This window comes from Novosphingobium aureum (assembly GCF_015865035.1).
GTDB lineage: Bacteria > Pseudomonadota > Alphaproteobacteria > Sphingomonadales > Sphingomonadaceae > Novosphingobium > Novosphingobium aureum.
The window spans coordinates 326,750-348,470 of sequence record NZ_JADZGI010000002.1 but is presented as its reverse complement, the minus strand read 5'-3'; the positions used below and the strand labels follow the sequence as shown (position 1 = coordinate 348,470).

Sequence of the window (21,721 nt, the reverse complement as noted above, 5' to 3'; positions counted from 1 at the left end):
GGATGGAGGCCCGAGCCGGAATCGAACCGGCGTAAACGGATTTGCAGTCCGGTGCGTAACCACTCCGCCATCGGGCCTTCGGTGTGGAGGTGCGCCCACTATCAACGGAAGGCGGGCAGTGCAATGGCTTTTGATGGCCTCGCGGGTCTTGTCGCACGATTTTTGTCACCTGCGGTGAGTTTGCGCGCGCAGGCCATAGGTTTGCTGGGCTCTTGCCTGCCCGTCCTGCTGCGTTAGGCTCATTGGGGACGGGAAGGCCCCGCATCCCTCGCAGCGCGACAGGCGTCAGCGACCATACCCAGCAGGAAAGGATAGTCATGATCCTCGGAGCCGTACTTGCCGGCGGGCAATCGCAACGTTTCGGTAGTGACAAGGCGCTGGCGGAGATTGGGGGGCGTACCTTGCTGTCCCGCGCTGTCGACAGTCTGGCGGGCTGGTGTGACCATGTTCTTGTCATCGGCCGCGAATCGGGGCCTGCTCCGACCGTGCCCGACTGGCCGCACGCGGGGATGGGGCCGCTGGCCGGGCTGGCGGCGGCGCTGCGCTATGCGCAGGATCAGGGCTATGCCCAGGTGCTGACCATTCCGGTCGATGCCGTTGGCTTGCCCGAGGACCTGCCTGGGCTCCTCTCTCCCGGGCCTGCCTGCCTCGATGGTCAGCCCGTCATCGGGCTGTGGCCTGTCGAGGTCACGGGAAGGCTGGAGACTTTGCTGCGTTCGAGTGAGCGCCACTCGATGAAGCACTTTGCAGAGCTTGCTAATGTCCGTCTTGTTGCCGGAGGGCAGGGCATAGGAAACATCAATCGTCCCGAAGACCTCGCCGGATACGCAAGCGATACGTAGTCGCCGGGCGTTGCCGGTTCCGGTTCATGGCTTGCGCCACCCTGACTGGGTGCAGCGGAGCGGAGTTCAACCGCTCAGCGTCATCCGTTCGCAGAGAAGGAGCCGAGGCCGACCGATGGGTTTTCCGACGCGTGCATCCGTGCCGAGCGATCCTGCCCCATGCTCGAACCAGGCTGGCCGGGGGCTTCCAGGTCGCTTGCACAAAGACGATAGCCTCCGCCGCTGACCGTATCGATGATGTTGTCGAGCCCGCCGAATGCCAGCTTGCGGCGCAGGCGTGACATGTGCACCGCGATACTGTTGGTCTCGGGTACGAACCCGAGGCGCCAGACGTCGCGGATCAGCGCCTGCTTGCTGACCGACTGGTCGATGTTGTCGGTCAGGCGCCAGAGCAGGGCGAACTCGCGCGGGTTTAGGTTGAGCGGTGTTTCCTTGCAGTAGGCTTCGCGCTCGAGCAGGTCGAGGCTGAGCCGGCCAATGCTGCGAATGCGCGGCAGTTTGGTGAGCGACTCGGCTACGCGGCGGGCGCGCAGGCCCAGTTCCTCGATATGAATGTCGTTTGTGACCACGTCGCCGAAGCCCTTGGCGAGCAGGAAGGCGCGCTTGTCGCCATCGGCCACGCCCCCGACGATCATCCGGCGGCGCGCGGCGACGGAATAGTCGTCCGCGCGATCAATCCAGTTCGGTTCACATGCGTCTGTAACCGCCAGCATGGCGATGCAGCTGATGCTGGCGCTTTCGTCTTCCCGCAGCGCCCAGCCGCAGCGGCGCAAGTCGAAAAGGTCCGGGACCTCTCCTTTGGAAAGCCAGGTGAACGTGTGAAGTCTGTCGTCAAACCTTCTGCGATCCGCCATTTGAATTCCCCCAATCCTGCAGGCATATCGATGCAGGCAGGATCGGGGGATGGCAGTTAAATGGCAACTCCAAAAATCTTACAGGTTCCGATTTTAAAGGACTGTAAAGACTAGCTATTTTTTTGAGTGCTGGGAGCGTTAACGCCCATCGACTGGAGGTAGCGTTTCACGTTGCGCGCGGCCTGTCGCAGCCGCTGCTCGTTCTCGACCATGGCGATGCGCACGAAGCCTTCGCCGTCCTCGCCATAGCCCACGCCCGGCGCCACGGCGACTTCGGCATGGGTGAGGAGTTGCTTGGAGAACTCGAGGCTGCCCATGTCCTTGAGCGCGGGCGGAAGCGGGGCCCAGGCGAACATCGAGGCCTTGGGGCTGGGGATGTCCCAGCCAGCACGGCCGAAGGCCTCGACCATGACGTCGCGGCGCTTCTGGTAGAGCTGGCGGTTCTTCTCGACGATGTCCTGCGGCCCGTTGAGAGCTGCGCATGCAGCCGCCTGGATCGGGGTGAAGGCGCCGTAGTCCAGATAGGACTTCACCCGCGCCATGGCCGCGATCAGCTTGCGGTTGCCGACCGCGAAGCCCATGCGCCAGCCGGCCATCGAATAGGTCTTGCTCATCGAGGTGAACTCGACCGCGACATCCTTGGCGCCCGGAACCTCGAGGATCGAGCGGGTCGGGTTGCCGTCGTAGTAGAGCTCGGAATAGGCAAGGTCCGAAAGGATCCAGACCTTGTTCTCCTTCGCCCAGGCGACGAGCCGCTCGTAGAAGGCGAGATCGACGGTCTCGGCGGTCGGGTTCGAGGGGTAGTTCACCACCAGGATCGAGGGACGCGGCACGGTGAAGGCCATCGCCCGGTCGAGCGAGGTCCAGTAGTGCTCGTCAGGCGTGGTCGGGACCGAGCGGATCGTTGCGCCCGCGATGATGAAGCCGAAAGTGTGGATCGGGTAGCTGGGGTTGGGGGCCAGCACCACGTCGCCCGGCGCGGTGATCGCGGTGGCGAGGCTGGCGAGGCCCTCCTTCGAGCCCATGGTCACCACGACCTCGTTCTCTGGGTCGAGTTCCACGCCGAAGCGGTTGGCGTAGTAATTCGCCTGGGCGCGGCGCAGGCCCGGGATGCCCTTGGACTGCGAATAGCCATGGGCGTCGGGCTTGCGCGCCACTTCGCACAGCTTGTCGATGACGTGCTCGGGCGGGGGCAGGTCGGGGTTGCCCATGCCAAGGTCGATGATGTCCTTGCCCGCCGTGCGTGCCGCGTGCCGCATCGCGTTGACTTCGGCGATGACATAAGGGGGCAGGCGCTTGATGCGGTAGAACTCGTCTTCCATGACTTCGTCAAATCCAGAAACAGGTAGAGGCGGGAATGCCGTGGTTGCCCCTGTAGGGGATAACGAGGGCCACGCAAATGGGCGATCGTTGCAAATTTTATTGCGCAAAGCATCGATCATGCATGCGTGGCGTTCTGCGCGCAGTTGCAGGGCTGTCGCAAAGGCGAGGTCGTCGCTTCCGCGTCGCCAAGGGGCCTCGACAGCGCGCGCGTGCTGGGCCAGACATGGCAGGACGGCACTGCGTGTGTCGTCCCAGATAGCGCGACCCCGAGGAGAATTTGCCCCATGGCGCAGGACGCTGCCGAGATCGTCACCGAACTTTTCCGCCAGCAGTCCAAGGGCATGACCGACCTGTTCGGCATGCTCGGGGCGAACGGGCAGGGCACGGCCGGCGAGAGCGCGGTGCACTGGGCCGAGATCGCGGGACGTCTCCAGACGATCTGGACCGACTTCCAGGTCGAGCAGATCCAGAAGGGAAGCCAGGGCAAGCCGCCGCACTATGCCGATCCGGTGAAGTGGATCGGCACGATGGAAGCCGTGATGCGCCACTTGCCGCTCGCGCGCCCGGACGTGCAGCAGGGCATGTGGGAGCGCAGCCTTGCGCTGATTACTGCGGTCCTGGGGCAATACGGTATCGAGCCGGGCTCGGCCGGTAGCGACGGTACCTTCGGGCTGACCACCGCGCTCTCGAAGGCGTTCGCCGCGACCAACGAGGAAGGTGCCGAGGCGGCGGCGGGTACTCGCCCCGATCCTGAAATGCCGCTGCGCGACCGCCGCTTCGCCGCGCCCGAATGGCGTGCGCAACCCTTCTTCGCGCTGGTGCACCAGCTCTACCTGCTGCTTGGCAGCGAGGTGGTGCGCATGGCCGAGGCGGTCGAGGGGCTCGAGCCTGCGCGAAAGGCGCAGCTGATCTTCGCCGCGCGCACGATGATCGATGCGCTCAGTCCAGCGAACTTCCCTTTGACCAATCCCGTAGCCCTCGCGCGGGCGGGCGAGACTGGCGGCGAGAGCCTCGTGCGCGGCTTCGAGAACTTCGTCGCCGATCTTCGCAAGGGGCAGCTGACGCATACCGATCCGGCAATGTTCACGTTGGGCGAGAACATCGCGGTGACCCCGGGCAAGGTCGTCCACGAGACGCCGCTGTTCCAGGTGATCCAGTACACGCCCACTACTGATAAGGTGCTCAAGACCCCGCTGGTGATCTTCCCGCCGTGGATCAACCGGTTCTACATTCTCGACCTTAACGCGCGTAAGAGCTTCGTGCGCTGGGCGGTCGAGCAGGGCATCAGCGTCTTCATGGTTTCGTGGAAGTCTGCCGACGCCTCGATGGCCGACCTTGCCTGGGACGACTATATCCAGGGCCAGATCGACGCGATTGATTTCGTGCGTGAGCGCCTGAAGGTGCCCTCGGTGCACACCATCGGCTATTGCGTGGCGGGCACGACGCTTGCCGCGACGCTCGCCGTGCTCGCGCGCAAGGGCGAGGCGGACAAGGTGGCGAGCGCGACATTCTTCACTGCTCAGGTGGACTTCGAGGACGCGGGCGACCTCAAGCACTTCGTCGATAGCCAGCAGATCGAGACGCTCGGGCAGCTGACGCCCGAGGGCTATCTCGACGGGCGCTATCTCGCCGCGACCTTCAACCTGCTGCGCGGCAACGACCTGATCTGGAGCTACGTCGAGAAGAACTACCTGCAGGGCGAGGCACATCCCGCTTTCGACCTGCTGCACTGGAACGGCGATGTCACCAACCTGCCGGCACGCTGGCACCGTGACTACCTGCGCGATCTCTATCGCGACAATCGTCTTGTCGTCGCCGACTCGCTGCAGGCTTGCGGAGTGCCGATCGACCTGCACCGCATCGCGACCCCGTGCTACATCCAGGCGGGACGCGAGGATCACATCGCGCCGCCGCAAAGTGTGTGGAAGCTCGTTCACTACCTCGCCGGGCCGGCCACCTTCCTGCTCGCGGGGTCAGGCCACATCGCCGGTGTGGTCAATCCGCCGTCTGCGAACAAGTACCAGTACTGGACCAACGAGGGCGCGCCCGACACGCTCGAGGACTTCGTCTCCGGCGCGACCGAGCATCCCGGCAGCTGGTGGCCGCACTGGGCCCAGTGGCTGCGAGAGCGCGACAATGAGACCGTCGCGGCAAAGGGCAAGCGCAAGCCGGGAGGTCGCGGCGACACGGTGATCGAGGAAGCTCCGGGGCGCTACGTGATGACCCGATAGGGCGTGTTCTTCGGGGGATTTTACCTAGGGTGCCGGGCCATGTGTTGGCCCGTTACGGGGAAACCCTTGAGCGTCCTAGGCAAATTGTGCAGTGCAGCATTTTGCTGCACTGCACAATTTGCGCGCTTGACTTCGCCGCTGCGGTATCATATTGTGCATTGCAACAACGGGCGAGAGGAAGTCTAGGCCGTTCAGGCCACTGATATCCCGACATTACTCTTCTGCTCGCAGTTACGCAGCACGAACTGGATTCGCACGATGGCCGATGACGAAGTTCCCAAGGAAGAAGTTGCTACCGCCAAGGCCGAAGGCCCCAAGGTGGAGGTTGCCAAGTCGGCGGCCGTAGAACCCAAACCCGAGGTTTCCGATCCGCCAGCGGCCAAGAAGGCTCCGGCGCGCAAGCCCGCCGCCCCCAAGAAGTCTGCGGCAACCAAGCCGGCAACGCGGGGGCGCAAGCCTGCCGTTGCCAAACCAGCCGTCGCCAAGAAAGCCAGTCCGGTCAAGGCCGTCGCTGCCAAGGCTCCGGCCGACAAAGTTGTTCCGGCAAAGGCCGAAAAGCCCAAGCCGGCTGCCCCCGCTGCCAAGATCAAGGCAAAGCCGACCGCCAAGCCGGCGTCGGTGGCCAAGGCAGCCAAACCGAAGGCGGCACCTAAGTCCGCACCTGATACGGCACCCGCTTTCGCCGGGCTTTTCAATAACTTCATGCTCGAGGATACGACTATGGACATGAGCGCAAATCTTACCGGTTTCCAGGACGCAATGACCGAGGCCCAGACCAAGGCCAAGGCCGCTTTCGAAAAGGGTACTGCCATGATGGGTGAAGCTTCCGAATTCACGAAGGGCAACGTCGAGGCCATGATGGAGTCCGGCAAGATCTTCGCCGAAGGCATGCAGAGCATGGGTTCGGAGCTGGTTACCGAAGGCCGCAGCGCTTTCGAGACCATGTCGAGCGACGTCAAGGAACTCGCCGGCGCCAAGTCGCCGACCGACTTCTTCAAACTCCAGGGCGACATGATGCGCAAGAGCTTCGACAGCGCGGTCGCTTACAGCTCGAAGAACAGCGAAGCGATGCTCAAGCTCGCCAGCGATGCCATGGCGCCGATCTCGGGCCGCATGAGCATGGCCATGGAAAAGGCCCGCTCGTTCTCGGCCTGACGACTTTTCCGACACAGTCCATCCGGCCGGGTGTCTGACACCCGGTCGAATAGGCTTGTCTGCAAGGCATTTCGCGATAATCGGGGTGGGGGCGTCTTGTAGAAGGGGTCCCCCTTGCGATATTCTGGTGCCATGCAATTTCCGTTCGACGATTCCGAATCCCTGCGTTTCCTGACGATCACCGCGGCAGGAGACGACAAGCCTGACGATGGCAACAACGACGGGGCGGGCGACGACGGCCAGATCGGCATCGCCACGAAGACGCGTGCCAAGCCCAAAAAACCGAGCCAGTTCAAGGTTCTGATGCTCAACGACGACTACACCCCGATGGAATTCGTGGTGATGGTCCTCAAGCGCTTCTTCCACATGGACCTGGAACAGGCGACCCGCGTGATGCTCCACGTCCACCAGAAGGGCGTCGGGGTCTGCGGTATTTTCCCCTATGAAATCGCGGAAACCAAGGTGAACCAGGTGATGGAGTTCGCCCGGCAGAACCAGCATCCGCTTCAGTGCACGCTCGAGAAAGCCTGAGCGCTCGCGAATTACCGGGAATGGCAATGACGGCGGCGCAGCGTCGTCAGTTCCGCAAGACGAGTGCACGTGATGGCACTCGCATGCGGGTTATTACGTAATTTCTGCCTCGCAAGAGAACGGGTTCCGATGCACGTTCATGGCATCTGTGTGCCCGTTCCTGGGCCTGCACGTTGCTCGCAAGAGTTGAATACCCTGCGTGGCCTGCCGATTTTGCACTCTCGCCATTCGCTAGTATCGTCGTGATCCGCAACCGTCCGGGCGCCGCGGCGTTGCCAAGATGTCGCGCGTTCCGGCTTGTCGGGCGCGCAGGGCTGCAAGGGGCGACAATTCGCTTTGACCCCAGCCGCCTAACCGTTAAGGCGCGGGGGAGAACGGTACTGTGACGACGGCTACGTGAAATTCTTCAGCGCCATTGACCGCTATATCTTCCGCCTCGTGCTGATGCCGATGATCGGAATATTCCTGCTCGCGGCCTCGCTGCTCGTGCTGGACAAGATGCTGCGCCTGTTCGATTTCGTCGCGACCGAGGGCGGTCCGATCGGCGTCGTCTTCAAGCTGCTCGTCAACATGCTTCCCGAATATGCCAGCCTTGCGGTCCCATTGGGGCTGATGCTCGGCATTCTGCTCGCTTTCCGCAAGCTGGCGACGAGCAGCGAACTCGACGTCATGCGCGCGGTCGGGCTGAGCTATACCCGCATGCTGCGCGTGCCCTACATGATCACGCTGGTCATGGTCGCGATCAACTTCGCGGTCGTCGGTTATCTCCAGCCGCTGTCACGTTACAGCTACGAGCAGCTCAACTACGAGCTCAAGTCGGGCGCGCTCGGCGCCTCGATCAAGGTCGGCGAGTTCACCACGCTCGAGGACCGCATCGCGCTGCGCATCGAGGAAAGCCAGGACGAGGGGCGACGCCTCATGGGGATCTTCGCTCGTGTCGCCGACGACAAGGGGCAGGTGCTTTCGATCTCCGCGCAGGAGGGGCGCTTCCTCGCTCTCGACAACGCGCCCAACACGATCATCCTGCGCCTGCGCAATGGCCAGATCATCCAGGACAGCCCCGGGGCGACCCCGCGCGTACTGACCTTTACCCGGCACGACCTGCCGATCGACCTTCCGCAGATCGAGAAGTTCCGCCAGCGCGGCGGACAGGAACGCGAGTACTTCCTGCCCGAGCTGATGAAGCTGGGATGGAGCGAGGATGCGCCGCGCGAGGAGCGGGCCTCGAGCCAGGCGAACTTCAACTATCGCCTCGTCGAGGTGGTGATGATGCTTCTCTTGCCGCTGCTCGCGGTGGCGCTGGCAATCCCGCCCAAGCGCTCGACTTCCTCGCTTGGTCTGTTCGTCTCGATCGTGATCATCGTCGCCTATCACAAGGTCAACCAGTACGCGAGCGACGTCGCCGCGCTTGGCCGGATCGACCCGATCCTGGGACTGTGGGGGCCCTTTGCGGTCCTCGCCGCGCTGATATTGTGGATGTACTACACGGTTGCCTACGTGCCTGGCGGACAGGCCATCGGCTGGCTCGAGAAGGGTTTCGCGGTCGTGACCAAGCGGTTCAAGTCGCTGCTGCGCCGCCGCCGGCGCCATGCACCGATCCTGCCCGAGCCCGCGGACCGGGATTGAGATGCAAATGGAATTCTTCCCTTCGAAGACGCTGACCTGGTACCTCGCGCGCCTGTTCGTCACGCGCATCGCGGCGATGCTGGTGATGCTCGTGCTGGTGCTGCAGGTGCTCGATCTGCTCGGCGAATCGGGCGACATCCTGAGCTATTCCGCCAATGGCGAGGCGCAGCTGATGTACTATGTCTCGCTGCGCATTCCCCAGCTCGTCGCGCGCTTCCTGCCCTATTCGGTGCTGCTCGCGACGATCGTCACCCTCGCGACGCTCAACCAGAACAGCGAAGTCATCTCGATGAAGGCGGCCGGGCTCTCGGCGCACCAGGTGCTGGCGCCGCTGCTGCTGACTGCGGCGGTGATCTCCGGGGCAGCCTTCTTGTTCAACGAGACCGTGGTAACCCGCTCGACCGCGATGCTCAGCGCATGGTCTGCGGTCGATTATGGCCCGATCCCCGAGAGTTCGGGCGTGCGCAGCAATCTCTACCTTGCCGACGGGCGCGATCTGATGAGCGCGCGCACCCTGACCGGTAGCGGCATGAATATGGTCATGACCGGGGTGACCTTCGACCGCCGTGACGAGCAGGGGCGCATCATCCAGGAAGTGCGCGCAGATCGCGCGACTTACGCCAATCCGGGCTGGAAACTCGAGAGGCCGGTTTCCTTCGACGTCGAGGCCACGCAGGTCAGCCGCCCTGCAAGCATGACCGTCGGGAAGGGCGTCACGCCCCAGAAGATCCTTCTCGCCAAGGTGGACGCCAGCGCCGAGAATATCTTCTCGCTGGCCGATTCGATCGATGCCATGCGCACCGCCGGTCGCCGTACGAGCGAGCTGGAAGCGGCGTGGTGGCATAAGATATCGGGTCCGCTGGCGTCGCTGTTGATGCCGCTCCTGGGCGCTGTCGCAGCTTTCGGCCTCGCGCGTTCCGGCCAGCTTCTGATCCGTTCGATTCTTGGTATGGGACTGGGGTTTGCCTACTTCGTCCTCGACAATGCCGCGCTGGCGATGGGCAACTTCGGTGGCTATCCGCCGATGGTTGCTGCCTGGGCGCCTTTCGTGCTGTTCCTGCTGATTGGCGAGACGGTGCTGATCCGCACCGAGGAGTAAACGCGGCGCGATTACCCAGACAAACGAAAAGGGCCGGGAAGCGACCATGCTTCCCGGCCCTTTTCGTTTGGGCACTGACAGGCTGGTCTCAGCCGACCTTCATTGTCGAGCGTACCAGCCTGCCCAGCAGCGGCATCAGGCCGGGATAGCTGGCCTTCTCGTAAGTCGAGGTGAGGCCCAGTTCCTTGACGAGACGGCGATGCGCCTCTGCCAGCGAGTGGTAGGGCAGCGAGGGCAGCAGGTGGTGCAGCGCGTGGAAGCGCAGGCCGACCGGGGCCCAGAGCGGCGAGATGAAGCCGGGCGGGGGCACGTTGACCGAATCGAGATACTGCGCGGTCAGCGTCATTTCCTCGCCCTCGTTCTCCCACAAGTGCGCGACGAGCGTGCGGACCTGATTGAGGAAGGCGGTCAGCGAAACCACGCAGAGCGCGATCACCAGCGGGCGCCAGCCGTAGGCGAAGCTGGCCGCGACGAGGGCGATCGCCCAGACCGAGCTGCCCAGTTCCTGCCAGAAGACCATGCGTGCGAACTCGTCGCGCGGCTTGTCGCGGCGGTACTGCGGGTTGATCGCCAGCGCCGAAGCGCGTTCCCAGACCAGTTTGCGCAGCGGCGGGACGATCACGCCGAGCGGTACCAGCACGGCCGAGCGCACCAGCAGCGCGGGCGGCAGCAGGATCGCGGTGAGCGCGAAGACCGGCAGGCTCCACGGGCGCATCAGCGCGAGCGGCAGGTACTCGGGATCGGTGATCGTGCCGTAGCGCTTGCGCGAATGGTGCTGCGCGTGAACGCCCTCGTACATGAACGAGGGGATCAGCATCGGCACGCCGACGAGCAGGTTCCAGGCAAAGCGGAAGCCGGGCAGGGCATCGCGGTGCATGTGGCTGAGCTCGTGGATGAACAGCAGCGCACGATAGAGCGCGAGCGCCGAGAGCACACCCCATGCGACCATGGCCAGCGTGGAGTCGGCAAGGATCGCCATCGCCAGCGCGCCGTAACCCACTGCCGCCGAGCCGAGCATGTCGGGCCAGTAGATCTCGGGGCGGGCCCTAGCGATGTCGCGCGTCAGCGTCGCGGCCGCGCGCAGCATGGCCTTGTCCTCGGGAATCTGGGCGTGCCACGAGGAGCGGGCCACGCCAGCGAGGGTGCCCTCGGGCGCCGAGCGGGGCTGCGCGTCGACGCCTCGCGCATTCGCGCGGTCCGTTTCCTGTGCCGCCTGCGGCATGTCCATAAGGTCCTGAGCAATCATCTACTCGACTTCCAACTCATGCAATTCCAATAGGGGCGTACCCGGAGGCGCCTTGCGATCGCTCCAGCCTGCGGCATGCACAGGCGGTACGATCAGCTCGCTTGACAAGTGCCCGGCTCAGGCCGCACTCCGCCGCATCCGTTTGCATCCCTACAACCGAACAAAGGCAGGATCGTGGCGAAGGCCGAACTAGTCATCACTCCGGTTTCCGGCAAGGCCGATCGTGCCGCCTTCGTCGACTGTGCCTACCGGCTCAATGCGACAGATCAAAACTGGGTGCCCAATCTGCGCTCGGAAGAGATCGCCAAGTTCTCGCCCGACAAGAATCCCTTCTTCGACCATGCCCGCTGCCAGCTTTTCCTGGCGCGCCGCGATGGACGCGTCGTCGGGCGCATATCGGCGCACATCGATGAACTGGCGCTGAAACAGCCGGTCGAGCAGGGCATGGGCCCGGGCACCGGTAACTGGGGCGCGATCGAGGCCGAGGACGAGGAGGCCGCCAACGCACTCATCGCGAAGGCAGAGGACTGGTTGCGGGCCGAGGGCATGACCCGCGTGCTCGCGCCGATGAACCTCTCGGTCTGGGAGGAGCCCGGCCTGCTGGTACGCGGTCACGATCACTCGCCGATGGTCATGATGGGGCACCACAATGCCGCCTACCAGGGCTGGATCGAGGGTGCGGGCTACGCAGCGATCAAGTCGCTCTATACCTACGATCTCGATGTGACCGGCGGTTTCCCGAAGCTCGTCCAGCGCATCGTCGCGGGTGGCGAGAAGAACGAGCGGATTCGCATTCGCGAGGCCGACCTCAAGCACTTCGACCGCGATGCCGGGATCATCTGCGAGATCCTCAACGACGCCTGGTCAGACAACTGGGGCTTCGTGCCCTTCACCGAGGAAGAGATCGCGCATACCGGCAAGGCGCTGAAGCCGCTGGTTCATCCCGAACTGATCCGCATCGCCGAATACGATGGCGAGCCGGTCGCCTTCATGATGACGCTGCCCGATCTCAACGGCATCCAGAAGCGTGTGAACGGCGCGCGCGGCAAGCCCTCGCTGCTGGGACTTGCGAAGTTGCTGTGGTGGCTGCGCAAGCCCAAGCCTGCCGACATGCGTGTGCCGCTGATGGGAGTGCGCAAGAAGCTGCAGTCCTCGCGCCTCGCCAGCCAGCTTGCCTTCATGATGATCGAGTTCATCCGCCGCTCGGCGGTCGCCAAGTTCGACACCCGGCGCGCCGAGATCGGCTGGGTGCTCGAGGACAACCAGGGCATGGTCGCAATTGCCGACACGATCGAGAGCAAGGTCAATCGCGAATACGTGATCTATGAGAAGAGTCTCGTCGCCGACTGATCGTGCCGGGCAGGATTTCTTAACGCTTGAGGCCCTAGGCTCGCGCCGTTGCGCGCGGCATGCACGGGGTATGCCGCCGGATGCGAAGAGGCGGACGTGGCGTCATGAAGTGGAGATCCTGGCTCAACGTTGCGGGCAATAGCGAAGAGCAGCTCGGGCAGGCGATCGGTACCGGTGCCGATGTCGTCGTGGTCGACCTCGAGGATGCGGTACCACTTGCCGAGAAGCCGCGCGCGCGCGAACTCGCCGCGCAGTGGCTGACCGCGCATCGCCGCAATCTGCTCGAGCAGCGCCGGATGGGGCGCTGGGTGCGCATCAACGCGCTCGATTCGGGACTGGCGCGCGACGATCTCGTCGCGATCATGCCCAGCGCGCCCGACGGCATCGTCCTGCCCAAGTCGGCGGGGCCGGAGACGGTGCGCCAGCTTGCCAGCGAACTCTACGAACTCGAACAGGTCAGTGGCGTGGCCGCCCACGCCACGCTGATCGTGCCGGTCGCGGGGGAGACCCCGCGCGGCGCGCTCGGCATCGCGGCCTACTGCGAATCGACGCACCAGCGCCTGCACGGGCTTTCCTGGGGCAAGCCTGCCTTCGGGACCCTCCTCGGGGGGGCGGGGACTCACCGCGAGGCGCAAGGGCCGTCCGACGTCGCCAGCTTCGTGCGCGCGCAAGCCGTGCTCGCCGCCCATGCCGCCGAAGTCATGGCGATCGACGCGGCCTTCAACGACATCGAGAACACGCGGGGCTTGCGCAAGGCGGCGCGTCGGGCCCGCTCGGACGGGTTCGTGGGCATGTTTGCCAACCATCCCGGACAGATCGAGGCGATCAATGCCGCCTTTACTCCCAGCGCCGAGGAACTGGCACGTGCGCGCGACATCGTCGCGGCCTTCGAGACGAACCCGAACCACGGCTCGCTGCCGCTGCACGGCCATCTCGTGACGCGTTCGGATCTCGTCCAGGCGCGCCGGACCATCGCGATGTTCGAGGCAGTTTCGCCCTCGGGCGAGGATGGCCGCCGCCCGCCGATGCTGCTCCCGGCCTGACCGGGGCAGGCGCGGTCTTATTGCGGCTGCGGGCCGGGGCTGGCCGGGGGCGAGGGCGCCGCGCTCGCCGACGGTGCAGTGCTGGGCGAAGGGGACGGCGTGCCGGCCTCATCTTCCTCGCCGCCCTCCGGCGTTTCGGGTGCAGGAGAAGCGACGGGGGCATTGGCCGCGCTGCGCCGTTGCAGCGCTTCGGCCGCCTCGGGGTCCTCGTAGGGGGCCTGCGAGCGCACGGTATCGTAGCCGGGCATGTCGTCGTTGACCGACCGCGGCAGCAGTTCGACGCCTGCGGCAGGCTGGCCCTCGGGCGCCTTCTCCTTGTTGCAGCCCGCGAGCGCGAGGCCGCCTGCAAGCAGGAGGGCGAGGGGTGGCAGGATCGCCGTCTTGCGGTCGCAGGGCTGGCGGAAATCGGTCATCATGCGCTCTCCGGAGGGCAGGGGCTTTCGAGGGCGGCGAGAAACTTCTGTGCGCGTTCTAGAAGCGCGCGGTCCCAATCGGCGAAGTCGCAGTCCTTGCCCAGACGATCAAGGCTGGTGACGCCGAATTCGTCGATCCCGCAAGGCACGATGCCGGTGAAGTGCGCGAGGTCGGGATGGATGTTCACCGCGAAGCCGTGCATCGTCACCCACTTGCGGATGCGCACGCCGATCGCCCCGATCTTGGCCTCGCGCCCGTCGATGTCGCTGGTCCAGATGCCGATCCGTCCGTCACTGCGGAAGGCCTCGACGCCGAAGTCGGTCAGCGTGTCGATCACCCAGCCCTCGAGCGCATGGACGAAGCCGCGCACGTCGCGCGCGCGGCGCTTGAGGTCGAGCAGGACATAGGCCACGCGCTGGCCGGGCCCGTGATAGGTATAGCGCCCGCCGCGCCCGGCATCGACCACCTCGAAGCGCGGGTCGAGCAGTTCGGCAACGTCGGCGCTGGTGCCCGCGGTGTAGACGGGGGGATGTTCGAGCAGCCAGATCAGCTCGCGCGCCTCGCCTGCGGCGATGGCAGCGTTGCGCTCGTTCATTTCCGCGAGGGCCTCGCGATAGGGTACCCGCTCGCGGGATATGCGCAGTTCGATGTCTCCGGGCAGAGTGAAACCGCCCGTCTCACAAGGTTCGCTGGTCATGCCGCGTTGCGTGGCGTCATTCCATGCGCTTATCAAGTGCATTCGCGCCGAACCTGTGTTTAAGGCGGTGCTGCGCGTTCGTGACGCGACGTTTGGAGACTGAGATGCGTTTTGACAGTAACCGGGCCTGGACCGGGGGGATTGCCAAGGTCATGGCCAACCGCGACGTGCTGATCGCGCTGGCCGGGGTCTTCTTCTTCCTGCCGACCCTGCTTTCGGGCGTGTTTCTGGCCGACGTGCAGGCCGTCATGATGGCGAACCTCGAGAACGAGGCGGTGCTCAAGCAGGTCATGGCCGAGCACATGGGCTCGATCCTCGCGCTGAGCCTTGGCAGTGCGCTGGTGCAGGGGCTGGGCTATCTTGCGGTGATGGCGCTGCTCAGTGGGCAGGGGCGTCCGACCGTGGGCGAGGCGATCCGTACCGCCTTCCGTTCGCTGCCGACGCTGATCGCGGCTTCGCTGATCTATTTTGCTGCCTTCGTCCTGATCATGCTCGTCGCGGGCCTCTTCGTCGGGGCGCTGGGCGGCCTGACCGGCCTAGCCGGTGTGATGAGCGGGGTGATGGTCCTCTTCGTGATGGTGGGCCTCTTCTATACCTCGATCCGCCTCTCGCTGCTGACCGCGACGATCGTGCGCGACGGCATCGCCAATCCGCTCCATGCCTTGCTGCGCTCGTGGCAACTGACCAGAGGCAATGCCCTGCGCCTGCTCGGTTTCTTCCTGCTGCTCTTCGCAGGCTATCTCGCGCTCAGCTTCGTGCTTTCGCTCTTCGTCGTGACCCCGGTTGCCCTGCTCGCGGGGCCGGGCGATGCGACCACGCTGGCTGGCGGGATCGTCTCGGGACTGATCGGGGCGGTGGCGAGCGTGATCATGACCGCGCTGCTTGTCGAGGCGCACGAGCAGCTCTCGGGAGGCATGCCGGGAAGCGAGGCGAAAACCTTCGAGTAGTGATCCCGAAGGACGGCCTTGCATTAACGAAAAGGAGCGCCGGACAATGGTCCGGCGCTCCTTTTCGTTGGCGGTCCCGAAGGCGCGGGCGTTCAGCCCTCGTCCTCGTCCTTCCAGCCCCAGAACAGACAGCACGGCGGCACGTTGACCATCTCGTAACCGCTGTCGATGCGGCGGAAGTGGCGTGCCATGAAGTCGCGGGCGCGCGGCGTGAACTGGTAGACCAGAAACGCGCCGCCCTTGCGGATCACGCGGTGCGTGGCCGCCGCGATTGCCGGGCCGACACCGTCGGGCAGGGTCGAGAAGGGCAGGCCCGAAAGCACGTAGTCGGCCTTCTCATGCCCATGCTGGCGCACGATGTCCTCGACGTCGGCCGCCGAGCCGAGCACCGCGATGAAGCGACTGTCGGTGATCGTGCGGCGCAGGTACTCGATGAAGTCCGGGTTGGTGTCGATCACGATCAGCGTGCCGTCACGGCCCAGCCGGTCGAGCACCGGGCGGCAGAAGGTGCCGATCCCGGGGCCATACTCGACGAAGAGCTTGCAGTTGTCCCAGTCTACCGGAGCGAGCATCCGGCGGATGGTGAAGCGGGAGGAAGGAACGATCGAGCCGACCATTACCGGGTGGCGAATGAACCCTTCGATGAAGACACCCCAGGGGCCGAGGGACTGCTTGATTTTCCGCTTCAATTTCTGCGGAAGAGCCTCTCGGGCAATCTCGGTACTGCTCATGCTGGCGCGAACCCTCGCGGTGTTACTGTGTCATCCAAGTGCCATGCGGTGGCAGATTCAGGCGGCCATTGCAAGGCAGCCGGGACGAGCCGAACGCGCATAACCTGCGGCGATCACAGGATCTCGTGGACGGTTTCCTGCGGGCGGCACAGGCGCACGCCCTTGTCGGTCTCGACCAGCGGGCGCTCGATCAGGATCGGGTCCTCGGCCATAGCCGCGAGCACCGTCGCGTCGTCGGCATCGGGCAATCCGCGCTCGGTCGCATCGGTGCCGCGGATGCGCAGACCTGCCTGCGGTGTGATGCCGGCATCCTTGTAGAGTTGCGCCAGCTTCTCGGCGCTAGGCGGGGTCTTGAGGTACTCGACGACGGTGACCTCGACGCCGTCGGTCTCCTCGAGGATGGCGAGGGTCTTGCGCGAAGTGCCGCACTTGGGGTTGTGCCAGATCGTGGCCTTCATGGTGGTCTCCTCAGGTCTTGTCGGATGGGGGCGGCGCCTGAAGCGGCGCGGGCCCGGAAGTCGATTTTGCAGGAACGGGCGCGCTGGCGCCCACCGGGGCGAGCGCGGGCACCGCGCTTGCTGCATCGGCAGGCGCGATGCCCGGAGCGGGGGCTGCGCTCAGCGTTTCCTCGCGCCGCGCCACGCGCGCCGCGCGTTCGAGAGCGCGCACGAGCCGGGGATAGACCCCGCAGCGGCACAGATTGGGAATTGCCTCGTGGATTTCGGCTTCGCTCGGCGCGGAATTGCGCTGGAGCAGGGCGGCAGCGGCGATGACGATCCCGGGCGTGCAGAAGCCGCACTGGATCGCCTGCTCGGCCACCATCGCCTGCTGCACCGGGTGCGAGCGATCGCTCGACAAGCCTTCGATGGTGGTGACGATGCGCCCCTCCGCCTCGGCCAGCGTGATCAGGCACGAGCGCAGCGCGGCGCCGTCGACGATCACCATGCAGGCACCGCAATCGCCGTTGCCGCAGCCGTACTTCGTGCCGGTCAGGTTCGCGGCGTCGCGCAGCGCCCACAGAAGCGGCGTTTGCGGGTCCATGTCGAAGGCGACCGGATGGTCGTTGACGGTGAGGCGGGACATGGCTGTTCCTTAGGCGCTCGCCTGCGTGCTGGCCAGAGCGGTCTTGCTCAGATCCCCACCGAGATCCCGGCCCAGATCGTGCGCGGCACGCCGAGGTCTATCGAGCCCGACTGGTCGCGCGTGACGATGCGCTCGTCGGTCAGGTTCTCGCCGCGCAGCACCACCGAGACCAGCGGGTTGACCGGGATCTTGGCATAGGCGCCCAGCGTTGTTGCGGCGGGAAGGGCCTCGCTCTCCAGATCGTCCTCGAACTGCTTGCCGATGTGGCGCAGGGTCGCGGCAAGGCGCCAGCCGCGCGCGGGCAGCCAGGCCAGCGTGGCGCTGGCCGCCAGCTTGGGCACCTGCGAGGGGCGCATGCCGTCGAGCGCGGCCTGGACACCATCGGCTTCAACCTTGGAGTCGGTCCAGGCGAGCGAACCGTCGAGGCGGATCTGGCCGAGCGCCACTCCGGCACCCGCCTCGATCCCGCGCGCATGGATCGCATCGACGTTCTTGCGCTCGCGCGTGGTGGCATCGAGCGTGACGTTGGCGATGGCAGCCTTGAGCCGGTTGTCGAAGGCAGTGAAGGACAAGTGGATACCCTTGGCCGGGTAGAGGTCGAGCCCCGCTTCGTAACCGCGTAGCCGCTCTGGCTTCAGTGCGGCATTGGCGTTGGTCGTCACCGGGAAGACCACGAAGGGGCGGTAGAGCTCGTTGAGCGTAGGCAGGCGCAGGCCGGTATAGGCCGAGGCGCGTAGCGAGATCGCCTCGTTCGCGCGCCACAGCACGCCGCCGCGGAAGTTCGTATCCCACCCGTCGCGGTCGGCATGGCGGGTGTCCTGCGAGAGTGCGCCGCTGGCATCGAGCTCGCGGTAGAAGCCATCGCGGATCGTCCAGCGGTCGAGGCGTGCGCTGCCGGTCACCACCAGCTGCCCCAGCGTCCAGTCGTCTTCGAGGTAGAGCCCGAGGTCGGACTGCTTGCCCCCGGCGCGACGGAACGCGGTCTGCAGGCCGGAAAAGGTGCTGTAGGGCGCCTCGACGAGATGCCCTTCGACGTTGCGCAAGTCCGCGCCGAAGCGCAGCACGTGGGCATCGCCGAGCGGCGGGCGCAGTTCGAGCTTGCCGCCGGTCGCGAAAGTCGGGGTCTTCATCTGGTCGAGCGCGCGCACGAAACGGGTCGAGCTGATCACGACGTTCGAGAAGTCCTGCGCCTGCGCATAGGCGAGCGCCTCGAACTGCCATTCGCCCCGCCCGACGAGGCGCAGGCTCGCCTGCTGGCCCGACGCGCTCGAATCGGCACCCTCGAAGCGCAGCGTACGTGCATCGTCGTAGGCGAGGGCCGATGCCTGAATCTCGACGGTGTCGGTCAGCGGGGCTACCGCGCGCAGCGAGCCCGACCAGCTTTCGTAGGCGGCGCGCGCGCTGGCATCGACACGCTGGTCGCGCGGGGTCGTCCAGAAGCCCTGGCCCTTGTCCCATTGCACGCCCGCGACGACGAATCCCTCGCCAAGGCGCGGCGCGACGGTTGCCGAGAGCTGCGTCTCGCCACGGTCGTTGACGAGTGCCGAGCCGCGCAGCGGGCCGATCTCGTCAGGCCCTGCGCTGGTCATGGCAATCGTGCCCGAAACCGCTCCGGTGCCGAATGCGCCCATGCCACCGCCACGCGTCACCGAGATCGTACCGATGCGATCGGGCGAGAGCGCGTTGAACGGGACGTAGCCGAAGAAGGGATTGGTCACCGGTACCCCGTCGAGCAGCACCAGCGCGCGACTCGAGGCGTTGCCGCCCAGCGATCGCAGCGTGACCCCTTGCGCGGACGGGTTCGAGGAGCGGCTGTCCGAGCGGCGGAACTGCTGGAATCCGGCAACCGACGACAGCACGTCCTCGATCCTGCCCGATGGGCTCGCAAGCACCTGATCGCGTTCGATCACGGTAACGTCGTAGGCGGGCGTCGCGGGAGCGGGGGCGAGGCCCTGGCCGGTGACGACGATGGCCTCGGCGCGGGTCTCGTCGTTGCCGTCCTGCGCGAGCGTGGGGGCGGCGATGCCGGTGAGAGCGGTCGCCGCCGCGATCGTGGCGCTACGGCGCACGAACCAGGCACTGCGTGCGGGGCGGGGCCGGCTGGCGGCGGTTCGGGGCATCTGGATTTCCTTTCGTCGCGCGCTGCTTAGCGGCTCGCCTGTGGCAATGAAACCATGGGATGTTGCGTATCGCGCAGTCGAACGCGCGGGGCGGTGCGGGTGGCTCAAGCGTGGCGTTTGCAGGCTCCGGGACCTTCGTCGATCTTGTCGATTGCGGCGAAGGCGGTAGACTGGGGCGGTGAACGAAGGACACTATCTTGCAGGGCGTATGCTCCTGGCGATGCCGGGCATGTTTGATGCGCGGTTCGAGCGAAGCGTGAACGTGCTGTGCGTGCATGACGAAAACGGCGCGATGGGGCTCAATATCGGAGAGGAACGCGCCGGAGTGACGTTCCACGAGGTGCTGGGCGAACTGGGAATCGATCCGCAAGGCAGCGCCGACCGTGAGGTCCTGCGCGGTGGTCCGGTCGAACCGGGTCGCGGTTTCATCCTTCATTCGCTCGACTGGGGCGGAAGCGACACAATCGAGGTCCATGGCGAGGATGGGCCGCTCTGCGCGGTTTCGGCCTCGATGGATATCCTGCGTGCGATTGCGGCGGGGCGCGGTCCCCGGCGCTGGCTGATGGCACTGGGCTATGCAGGCTGGGGCGAGGGGCAGCTCGAAGCCGAGATGCGCGAGCACGGCTGGTATGCCGCACGAGGCGATGCCGAGGTCATCTTCGACATGCCCGCCTCGCAGCGCTGGCTGGCCGCCTGGCAGGCAGAGGGCATCGACCCCGCGTTGCTCGCCACGACGACCGGCCACGCCTGAGCCGCCGGGATACAACATGCCGTGATCTGGGTGCGGGGGGCGCTCTCAGCCTCGCGTGTCGCGCAGCCGTTCGAGGTCTGCGGGTCGATCGACGTCGAGCGTGACCCCCGGATCGGGCCAGTCCAGCCAGGCGACATCGGAACGTTCGCGCAGCAACTTTCCCGCACCGGCATCGCCTGACAGCCCCTCGATCCTCGGCAGCGCGGCGGCGCTGAACAGGACCGGATGGCCGGGCCGGCCGTGGTGGCGCGGGGCTGCAGCCCAGTTGTCGCCGATCTCGTGTGCCAGCTTGTGCGCCAGCTCATGCGGGATGCGCGGCATGTCGCCAAGGAACACGTAAAGGCCGCTGGCTCCCAGCGACCTTGCCCGGCTTGCTGCGACCTTGAGCGATTGCGAGAGCGCGCTGCTCTCGATTGTCAGAACCGAGACAGGCGGGACGCCATTCCATTGGCCGGTGTCGATGCCTTCGCGTGCAACCACGATCACTTGCGAGACGGGCGCAGCACGCGCCGCCTCGATGGCGTGGAACAACAAGGGCCTGCCATCGAGCAGCGCGCCAAGCTTGTTTGCGCCGAAACGGCTGGCCGAGCCTGCGGCGAGAACCGCCGCGACTGCGCTCATGACCGCTCGCGCGCCGGGTTGAGCGCCTGCATGATCTCGGCAACGATACCGGTGGCGACTTCCCACGGGGATTTGCCAAGGCCGGTCATGCCGGGGGAAAGGCGCAGTCTGGCAAGTTCTTCGGCGCTTGCTCCTGCGGCTTCGAGCGCGGCGAGGCGTGCTGGCGCGCGTGAGCGTGCCCCGATCATCCCGACATAGCCAGCACCGCCGCGCAAGGCGGCAAGGCATCCGCCCAGATCGTGGTGGTCTTCGTGAGTCGCGCCGATATAGGCGCTCCAGCGATCGACCCCGAGCGACTCGACTGCCGTGGAGGGACTTTCGCGCAAGTAGCTGTCGAGCGCGAAGGGGGGCGGCTGTTGCGGACCGTCGGGCTGGACCAGCACCGTCGCGAAGCGCGCGAGGGCGCAAAGGTGCGCAACCGCAAGGGCGCCGGGGTCTCCGCCCGAGACGATGACGCGCCGTGGCGGATCGCAGCGCCGGGCAATCGTGAAGGGTTCTTCGCTCAGGGAGAGCAGTTCGCCACCGCCGGTCTCGACGCGGCGCTGCTCGCCGTCGCTGATCCACGTGCACGGGCGTCGCTCGCGGGCATGACGCAGCAGGTCGCTTGCGACCGGGCAGTCGGGCGCGATGCGTTCGACGAGGACGTGAAGCGCGCCGCCGCAGCGCAGGCGAATATCGATCCAGGGACTGCCCGCGCCGTAGTGCAGTCGGCGCGGCAGGCCTTCGGCGAGTACCTGCGCGGCATGGCCAGCGACGTCGCCTTCGATGCAATCGCCCGAGAAATATCCGGTGGCGCAGATCTCGCCATTGTCGTCGAGGGTGAAGAGCATCTGCGCAGCGGGACCGCGCGGCGCACTGCCTTCGACCTTGTAGAGCGTTGCGAGTGCTGCGCTCCTGCCGCTCTCCATCGCCGCGGCTAGTGCAGGGCGCACGTCGTCTGCCCAGCCGAAAGTGGGCCAGTCGGCCGATGACATCATGGCGCTGGCAGGTGTCGTCTGGGAAATGTCGCTGGTGTTCATGTCCGTCCCGTAAGTCCGGGACAGGGCGCAGGTTCCCC

The 21,721-nt window shown here is 65.8% G+C and carries 21 protein-coding genes and 1 tRNA gene; 10 read left to right on the top strand and 12 right to left on the bottom strand.

Features of this window, described 5'->3' with window-relative positions:
• Nucleotides 1-3: 3 nt before the first annotated feature.
• Nucleotides 4-77: transfer RNA gene (locus I5E68_RS14735), tRNA-Cys, on the bottom strand.
• A 240-nt stretch (nt 78-317) separates the two neighbouring features.
• On the opposite strand from I5E68_RS14735, the gene mobA reads away from it, so the two are divergent.
• Complete coding sequence (mobA, locus tag I5E68_RS14730; protein ID WP_197165307.1) at nt 318-842, top strand: molybdenum cofactor guanylyltransferase; 525 nt, start codon at nt 318-320, stop codon at nt 840-842.
• A gap of 80 nt (nt 843-922) precedes the next feature.
• On the opposite strand, the gene I5E68_RS14725 is transcribed toward mobA, so the two are convergent.
• Together I5E68_RS14725 and I5E68_RS14720 are read right to left on the bottom strand one after the other, a co-directional pair.
• On the bottom strand, nt 923-1,696 hold the full coding sequence (locus I5E68_RS14725; RefSeq protein WP_228727209.1) for a winged helix-turn-helix domain-containing protein: 774 nt from the start codon (nt 1,694-1,696) through the stop codon (nt 923-925).
• 110 nt (nt 1,697-1,806) lie between these two features.
• Entirely contained in the window at nt 1,807-3,018 is a 1,212-nt protein-coding gene (locus tag I5E68_RS14720; RefSeq protein ID WP_197165305.1) for an LL-diaminopimelate aminotransferase, read from the bottom strand.
• Nucleotides 3,019-3,303: 285 nt separating this feature from the next.
• On the opposite strand from I5E68_RS14720, the gene I5E68_RS14715 reads away from it, so the two are divergent.
• From I5E68_RS14715 to lptG, 5 genes are all read left to right on the top strand, one after another.
• Nucleotides 3,304-5,250, top strand: coding sequence for a PHA/PHB synthase family protein (locus tag I5E68_RS14715; protein WP_197165303.1), 1,947 nt, complete (start codon nt 3,304-3,306; stop codon nt 5,248-5,250).
• A 258-nt stretch (nt 5,251-5,508) separates the two neighbouring features.
• Nucleotides 5,509-6,405 (top strand): phasin family protein, encoded by an 897-nt coding sequence (locus I5E68_RS14710; RefSeq protein ID WP_197165301.1) that lies wholly within the window; start codon nt 5,509-5,511, stop codon nt 6,403-6,405.
• Between the two features lie 132 nt (nt 6,406-6,537).
• Nucleotides 6,538-6,936, top strand: coding sequence for an ATP-dependent Clp protease adapter ClpS (clpS, locus tag I5E68_RS14705; protein ID WP_228727208.1), 399 nt, complete (start codon nt 6,538-6,540; stop codon nt 6,934-6,936).
• Between the two features lie 396 nt (nt 6,937-7,332).
• A complete protein-coding gene (lptF, locus tag I5E68_RS14700) occupies nt 7,333-8,562 on the top strand; it encodes an LPS export ABC transporter permease LptF (protein ID WP_197165299.1) in 1,230 nt (409 codons plus the stop codon).
• Between the two features lies 1 nt (nt 8,563).
• Nucleotides 8,564-9,661, top strand: a complete 1,098-nt coding sequence (gene lptG / locus I5E68_RS14695) for an LPS export ABC transporter permease LptG (protein WP_197165297.1) — start codon at nt 8,564-8,566, stop codon at nt 9,659-9,661.
• Between the two features lie 88 nt (nt 9,662-9,749).
• Here the strand turns inward: lptG and I5E68_RS14690 are convergent, their stop codons facing one another.
• Nucleotides 9,750-10,907 carry a fatty acid desaturase family protein gene (locus I5E68_RS14690; protein ID WP_197165295.1) on the bottom strand — a complete coding sequence of 386 codons (1,158 nt, stop codon included), beginning with the start codon at nt 10,905-10,907 and terminating at the stop codon, nt 9,750-9,752.
• A gap of 174 nt (nt 10,908-11,081) precedes the next feature.
• Between I5E68_RS14690 and I5E68_RS14685 the strand changes: the two genes are divergently transcribed.
• Both I5E68_RS14685 and I5E68_RS14680 read left to right on the top strand, forming a co-directional pair.
• A complete protein-coding gene (locus tag I5E68_RS14685; protein ID WP_197165293.1) occupies nt 11,082-12,257 on the top strand; it encodes an N-acetyltransferase in 1,176 nt (391 codons plus the stop codon).
• A gap of 104 nt (nt 12,258-12,361) precedes the next feature.
• Nucleotides 12,362-13,300, top strand: coding sequence for an HpcH/HpaI aldolase/citrate lyase family protein (locus I5E68_RS14680; protein ID WP_197165291.1), 939 nt, complete (start codon nt 12,362-12,364; stop codon nt 13,298-13,300).
• A gap of 17 nt (nt 13,301-13,317) precedes the next feature.
• Here the strand turns inward: I5E68_RS14680 and I5E68_RS14675 are convergent, their stop codons facing one another.
• Nucleotides 13,318-13,716 (bottom strand): hypothetical protein, encoded by a 399-nt coding sequence (locus I5E68_RS14675; RefSeq protein ID WP_197165289.1) that lies wholly within the window; start codon nt 13,714-13,716, stop codon nt 13,318-13,320.
• Nucleotides 13,713-14,411: a lipoyl(octanoyl) transferase LipB gene (gene lipB / locus I5E68_RS14670; protein WP_197165287.1), complete on the bottom strand. Its 699-nt coding sequence runs from the start codon at nt 14,409-14,411 to the stop codon at nt 13,713-13,715. Before lipB ends, I5E68_RS14675 begins: the two co-directional genes overlap by 4 nt.
• A 104-nt stretch (nt 14,412-14,515) precedes the next feature.
• On the opposite strand from lipB, the gene I5E68_RS14665 reads away from it, so the two are divergent.
• A complete protein-coding gene (locus I5E68_RS14665; RefSeq protein ID WP_197165285.1) occupies nt 14,516-15,358 on the top strand; it encodes a DUF7847 domain-containing protein in 843 nt (280 codons plus the stop codon).
• Nucleotides 15,359-15,450: 92 nt separating this feature from the next.
• On the opposite strand, the gene I5E68_RS14660 is transcribed toward I5E68_RS14665, so the two are convergent.
• The 4 genes from I5E68_RS14660 to I5E68_RS14645 form a co-directional block, all read right to left on the bottom strand.
• The gene (locus I5E68_RS14660; protein WP_197165283.1) at nt 15,451-16,089 is read right to left on the bottom strand and encodes a class I SAM-dependent methyltransferase; all 639 of its coding nucleotides are present in this window, start codon (nt 16,087-16,089) and stop codon (nt 15,451-15,453) included.
• Nucleotides 16,090-16,202: 113 nt separating this feature from the next.
• On the bottom strand, nt 16,203-16,547 hold the full coding sequence (arsC, locus tag I5E68_RS14655) for an arsenate reductase (glutaredoxin) (RefSeq protein WP_197165281.1): 345 nt from the start codon (nt 16,545-16,547) through the stop codon (nt 16,203-16,205).
• 10 nt (nt 16,548-16,557) lie between these two features.
• Nucleotides 16,558-17,172, bottom strand: a complete 615-nt coding sequence (locus tag I5E68_RS14650) for a (2Fe-2S)-binding protein (protein ID WP_197165279.1) — start codon at nt 17,170-17,172, stop codon at nt 16,558-16,560.
• Nucleotides 17,173-17,219: 47 nt separating this feature from the next.
• Entirely contained in the window at nt 17,220-19,292 is a 2,073-nt protein-coding gene (locus tag I5E68_RS14645) for a TonB-dependent receptor plug domain-containing protein (protein ID WP_197165278.1), read from the bottom strand.
• Between the two features lie 178 nt (nt 19,293-19,470).
• Between I5E68_RS14645 and I5E68_RS14640 the strand changes: the two genes are divergently transcribed.
• Nucleotides 19,471-20,043, top strand: a complete 573-nt coding sequence (locus I5E68_RS14640; protein WP_323982182.1) for a YqgE/AlgH family protein — start codon at nt 19,471-19,473, stop codon at nt 20,041-20,043.
• A gap of 45 nt (nt 20,044-20,088) precedes the next feature.
• Here I5E68_RS14640 and I5E68_RS14635 read toward each other — a convergent pair whose 3' ends face one another.
• Together I5E68_RS14635 and I5E68_RS14630 are read right to left on the bottom strand one after the other, a co-directional pair.
• A complete protein-coding gene (locus I5E68_RS14635) occupies nt 20,089-20,664 on the bottom strand; it encodes a nucleotidyltransferase family protein (protein WP_197165277.1) in 576 nt (191 codons plus the stop codon).
• Nucleotides 20,661-21,683 (bottom strand): XdhC family protein, encoded by a 1,023-nt coding sequence (locus I5E68_RS14630; RefSeq protein ID WP_197165276.1) that lies wholly within the window; start codon nt 21,681-21,683, stop codon nt 20,661-20,663. Before I5E68_RS14630 ends, I5E68_RS14635 begins: the two co-directional genes overlap by 4 nt.
• Nucleotides 21,684-21,721 lie beyond the last annotated feature (38 nt).

Coding starts and splice junctions, on each gene's coding strand:
- I5E68_RS14690 (WP_197165295.1), bottom strand. CDS start 10,907: ATGATTGCTCAGGACCTTATGGACATGCCGCAGGCGGCACAGGAAACG.
- I5E68_RS14680 (WP_197165291.1), top strand. CDS start 12,362: ATGAAGTGGAGATCCTGGCTCAACGTTGCGGGCAATAGCGAAGAGCAG.
- I5E68_RS14660 (WP_197165283.1), bottom strand. CDS start 16,089: ATGAGCAGTACCGAGATTGCCCGAGAGGCTCTTCCGCAGAAATTGAAG.
- I5E68_RS14650 (WP_197165279.1), bottom strand. CDS start 17,172: ATGTCCCGCCTCACCGTCAACGACCATCCGGTCGCCTTCGACATGGAC.
- mobA (WP_197165307.1), top strand. CDS start 318: ATGATCCTCGGAGCCGTACTTGCCGGCGGGCAATCGCAACGTTTCGGT.
- lptG (WP_197165297.1), top strand. CDS start 8,564: ATGCAAATGGAATTCTTCCCTTCGAAGACGCTGACCTGGTACCTCGCG.
- I5E68_RS14630 (WP_197165276.1), bottom strand. CDS start 21,683: ATGAACACCAGCGACATTTCCCAGACGACACCTGCCAGCGCCATGATG.
- I5E68_RS14710 (WP_197165301.1), top strand. CDS start 5,509: ATGGCCGATGACGAAGTTCCCAAGGAAGAAGTTGCTACCGCCAAGGCC.
- lipB (WP_197165287.1), bottom strand. CDS start 14,411: ATGACCAGCGAACCTTGTGAGACGGGCGGTTTCACTCTGCCCGGAGAC.
- I5E68_RS14725 (WP_228727209.1), bottom strand. CDS start 1,696: ATGGCGGATCGCAGAAGGTTTGACGACAGACTTCACACGTTCACCTGG.
- I5E68_RS14720 (WP_197165305.1), bottom strand. CDS start 3,018: ATGGAAGACGAGTTCTACCGCATCAAGCGCCTGCCCCCTTATGTCATC.
- arsC (WP_197165281.1), bottom strand. CDS start 16,547: ATGAAGGCCACGATCTGGCACAACCCCAAGTGCGGCACTTCGCGCAAG.
- clpS (WP_228727208.1), top strand. CDS start 6,538: ATGCAATTTCCGTTCGACGATTCCGAATCCCTGCGTTTCCTGACGATC.
- I5E68_RS14715 (WP_197165303.1), top strand. CDS start 3,304: ATGGCGCAGGACGCTGCCGAGATCGTCACCGAACTTTTCCGCCAGCAG.
- I5E68_RS14635 (WP_197165277.1), bottom strand. CDS start 20,664: ATGAGCGCAGTCGCGGCGGTTCTCGCCGCAGGCTCGGCCAGCCGTTTC.
- I5E68_RS14665 (WP_197165285.1), top strand. CDS start 14,516: ATGCGTTTTGACAGTAACCGGGCCTGGACCGGGGGGATTGCCAAGGTC.
- I5E68_RS14675 (WP_197165289.1), bottom strand. CDS start 13,716: ATGATGACCGATTTCCGCCAGCCCTGCGACCGCAAGACGGCGATCCTG.
- I5E68_RS14645 (WP_197165278.1), bottom strand. CDS start 19,292: ATGCCCCGAACCGCCGCCAGCCGGCCCCGCCCCGCACGCAGTGCCTGG.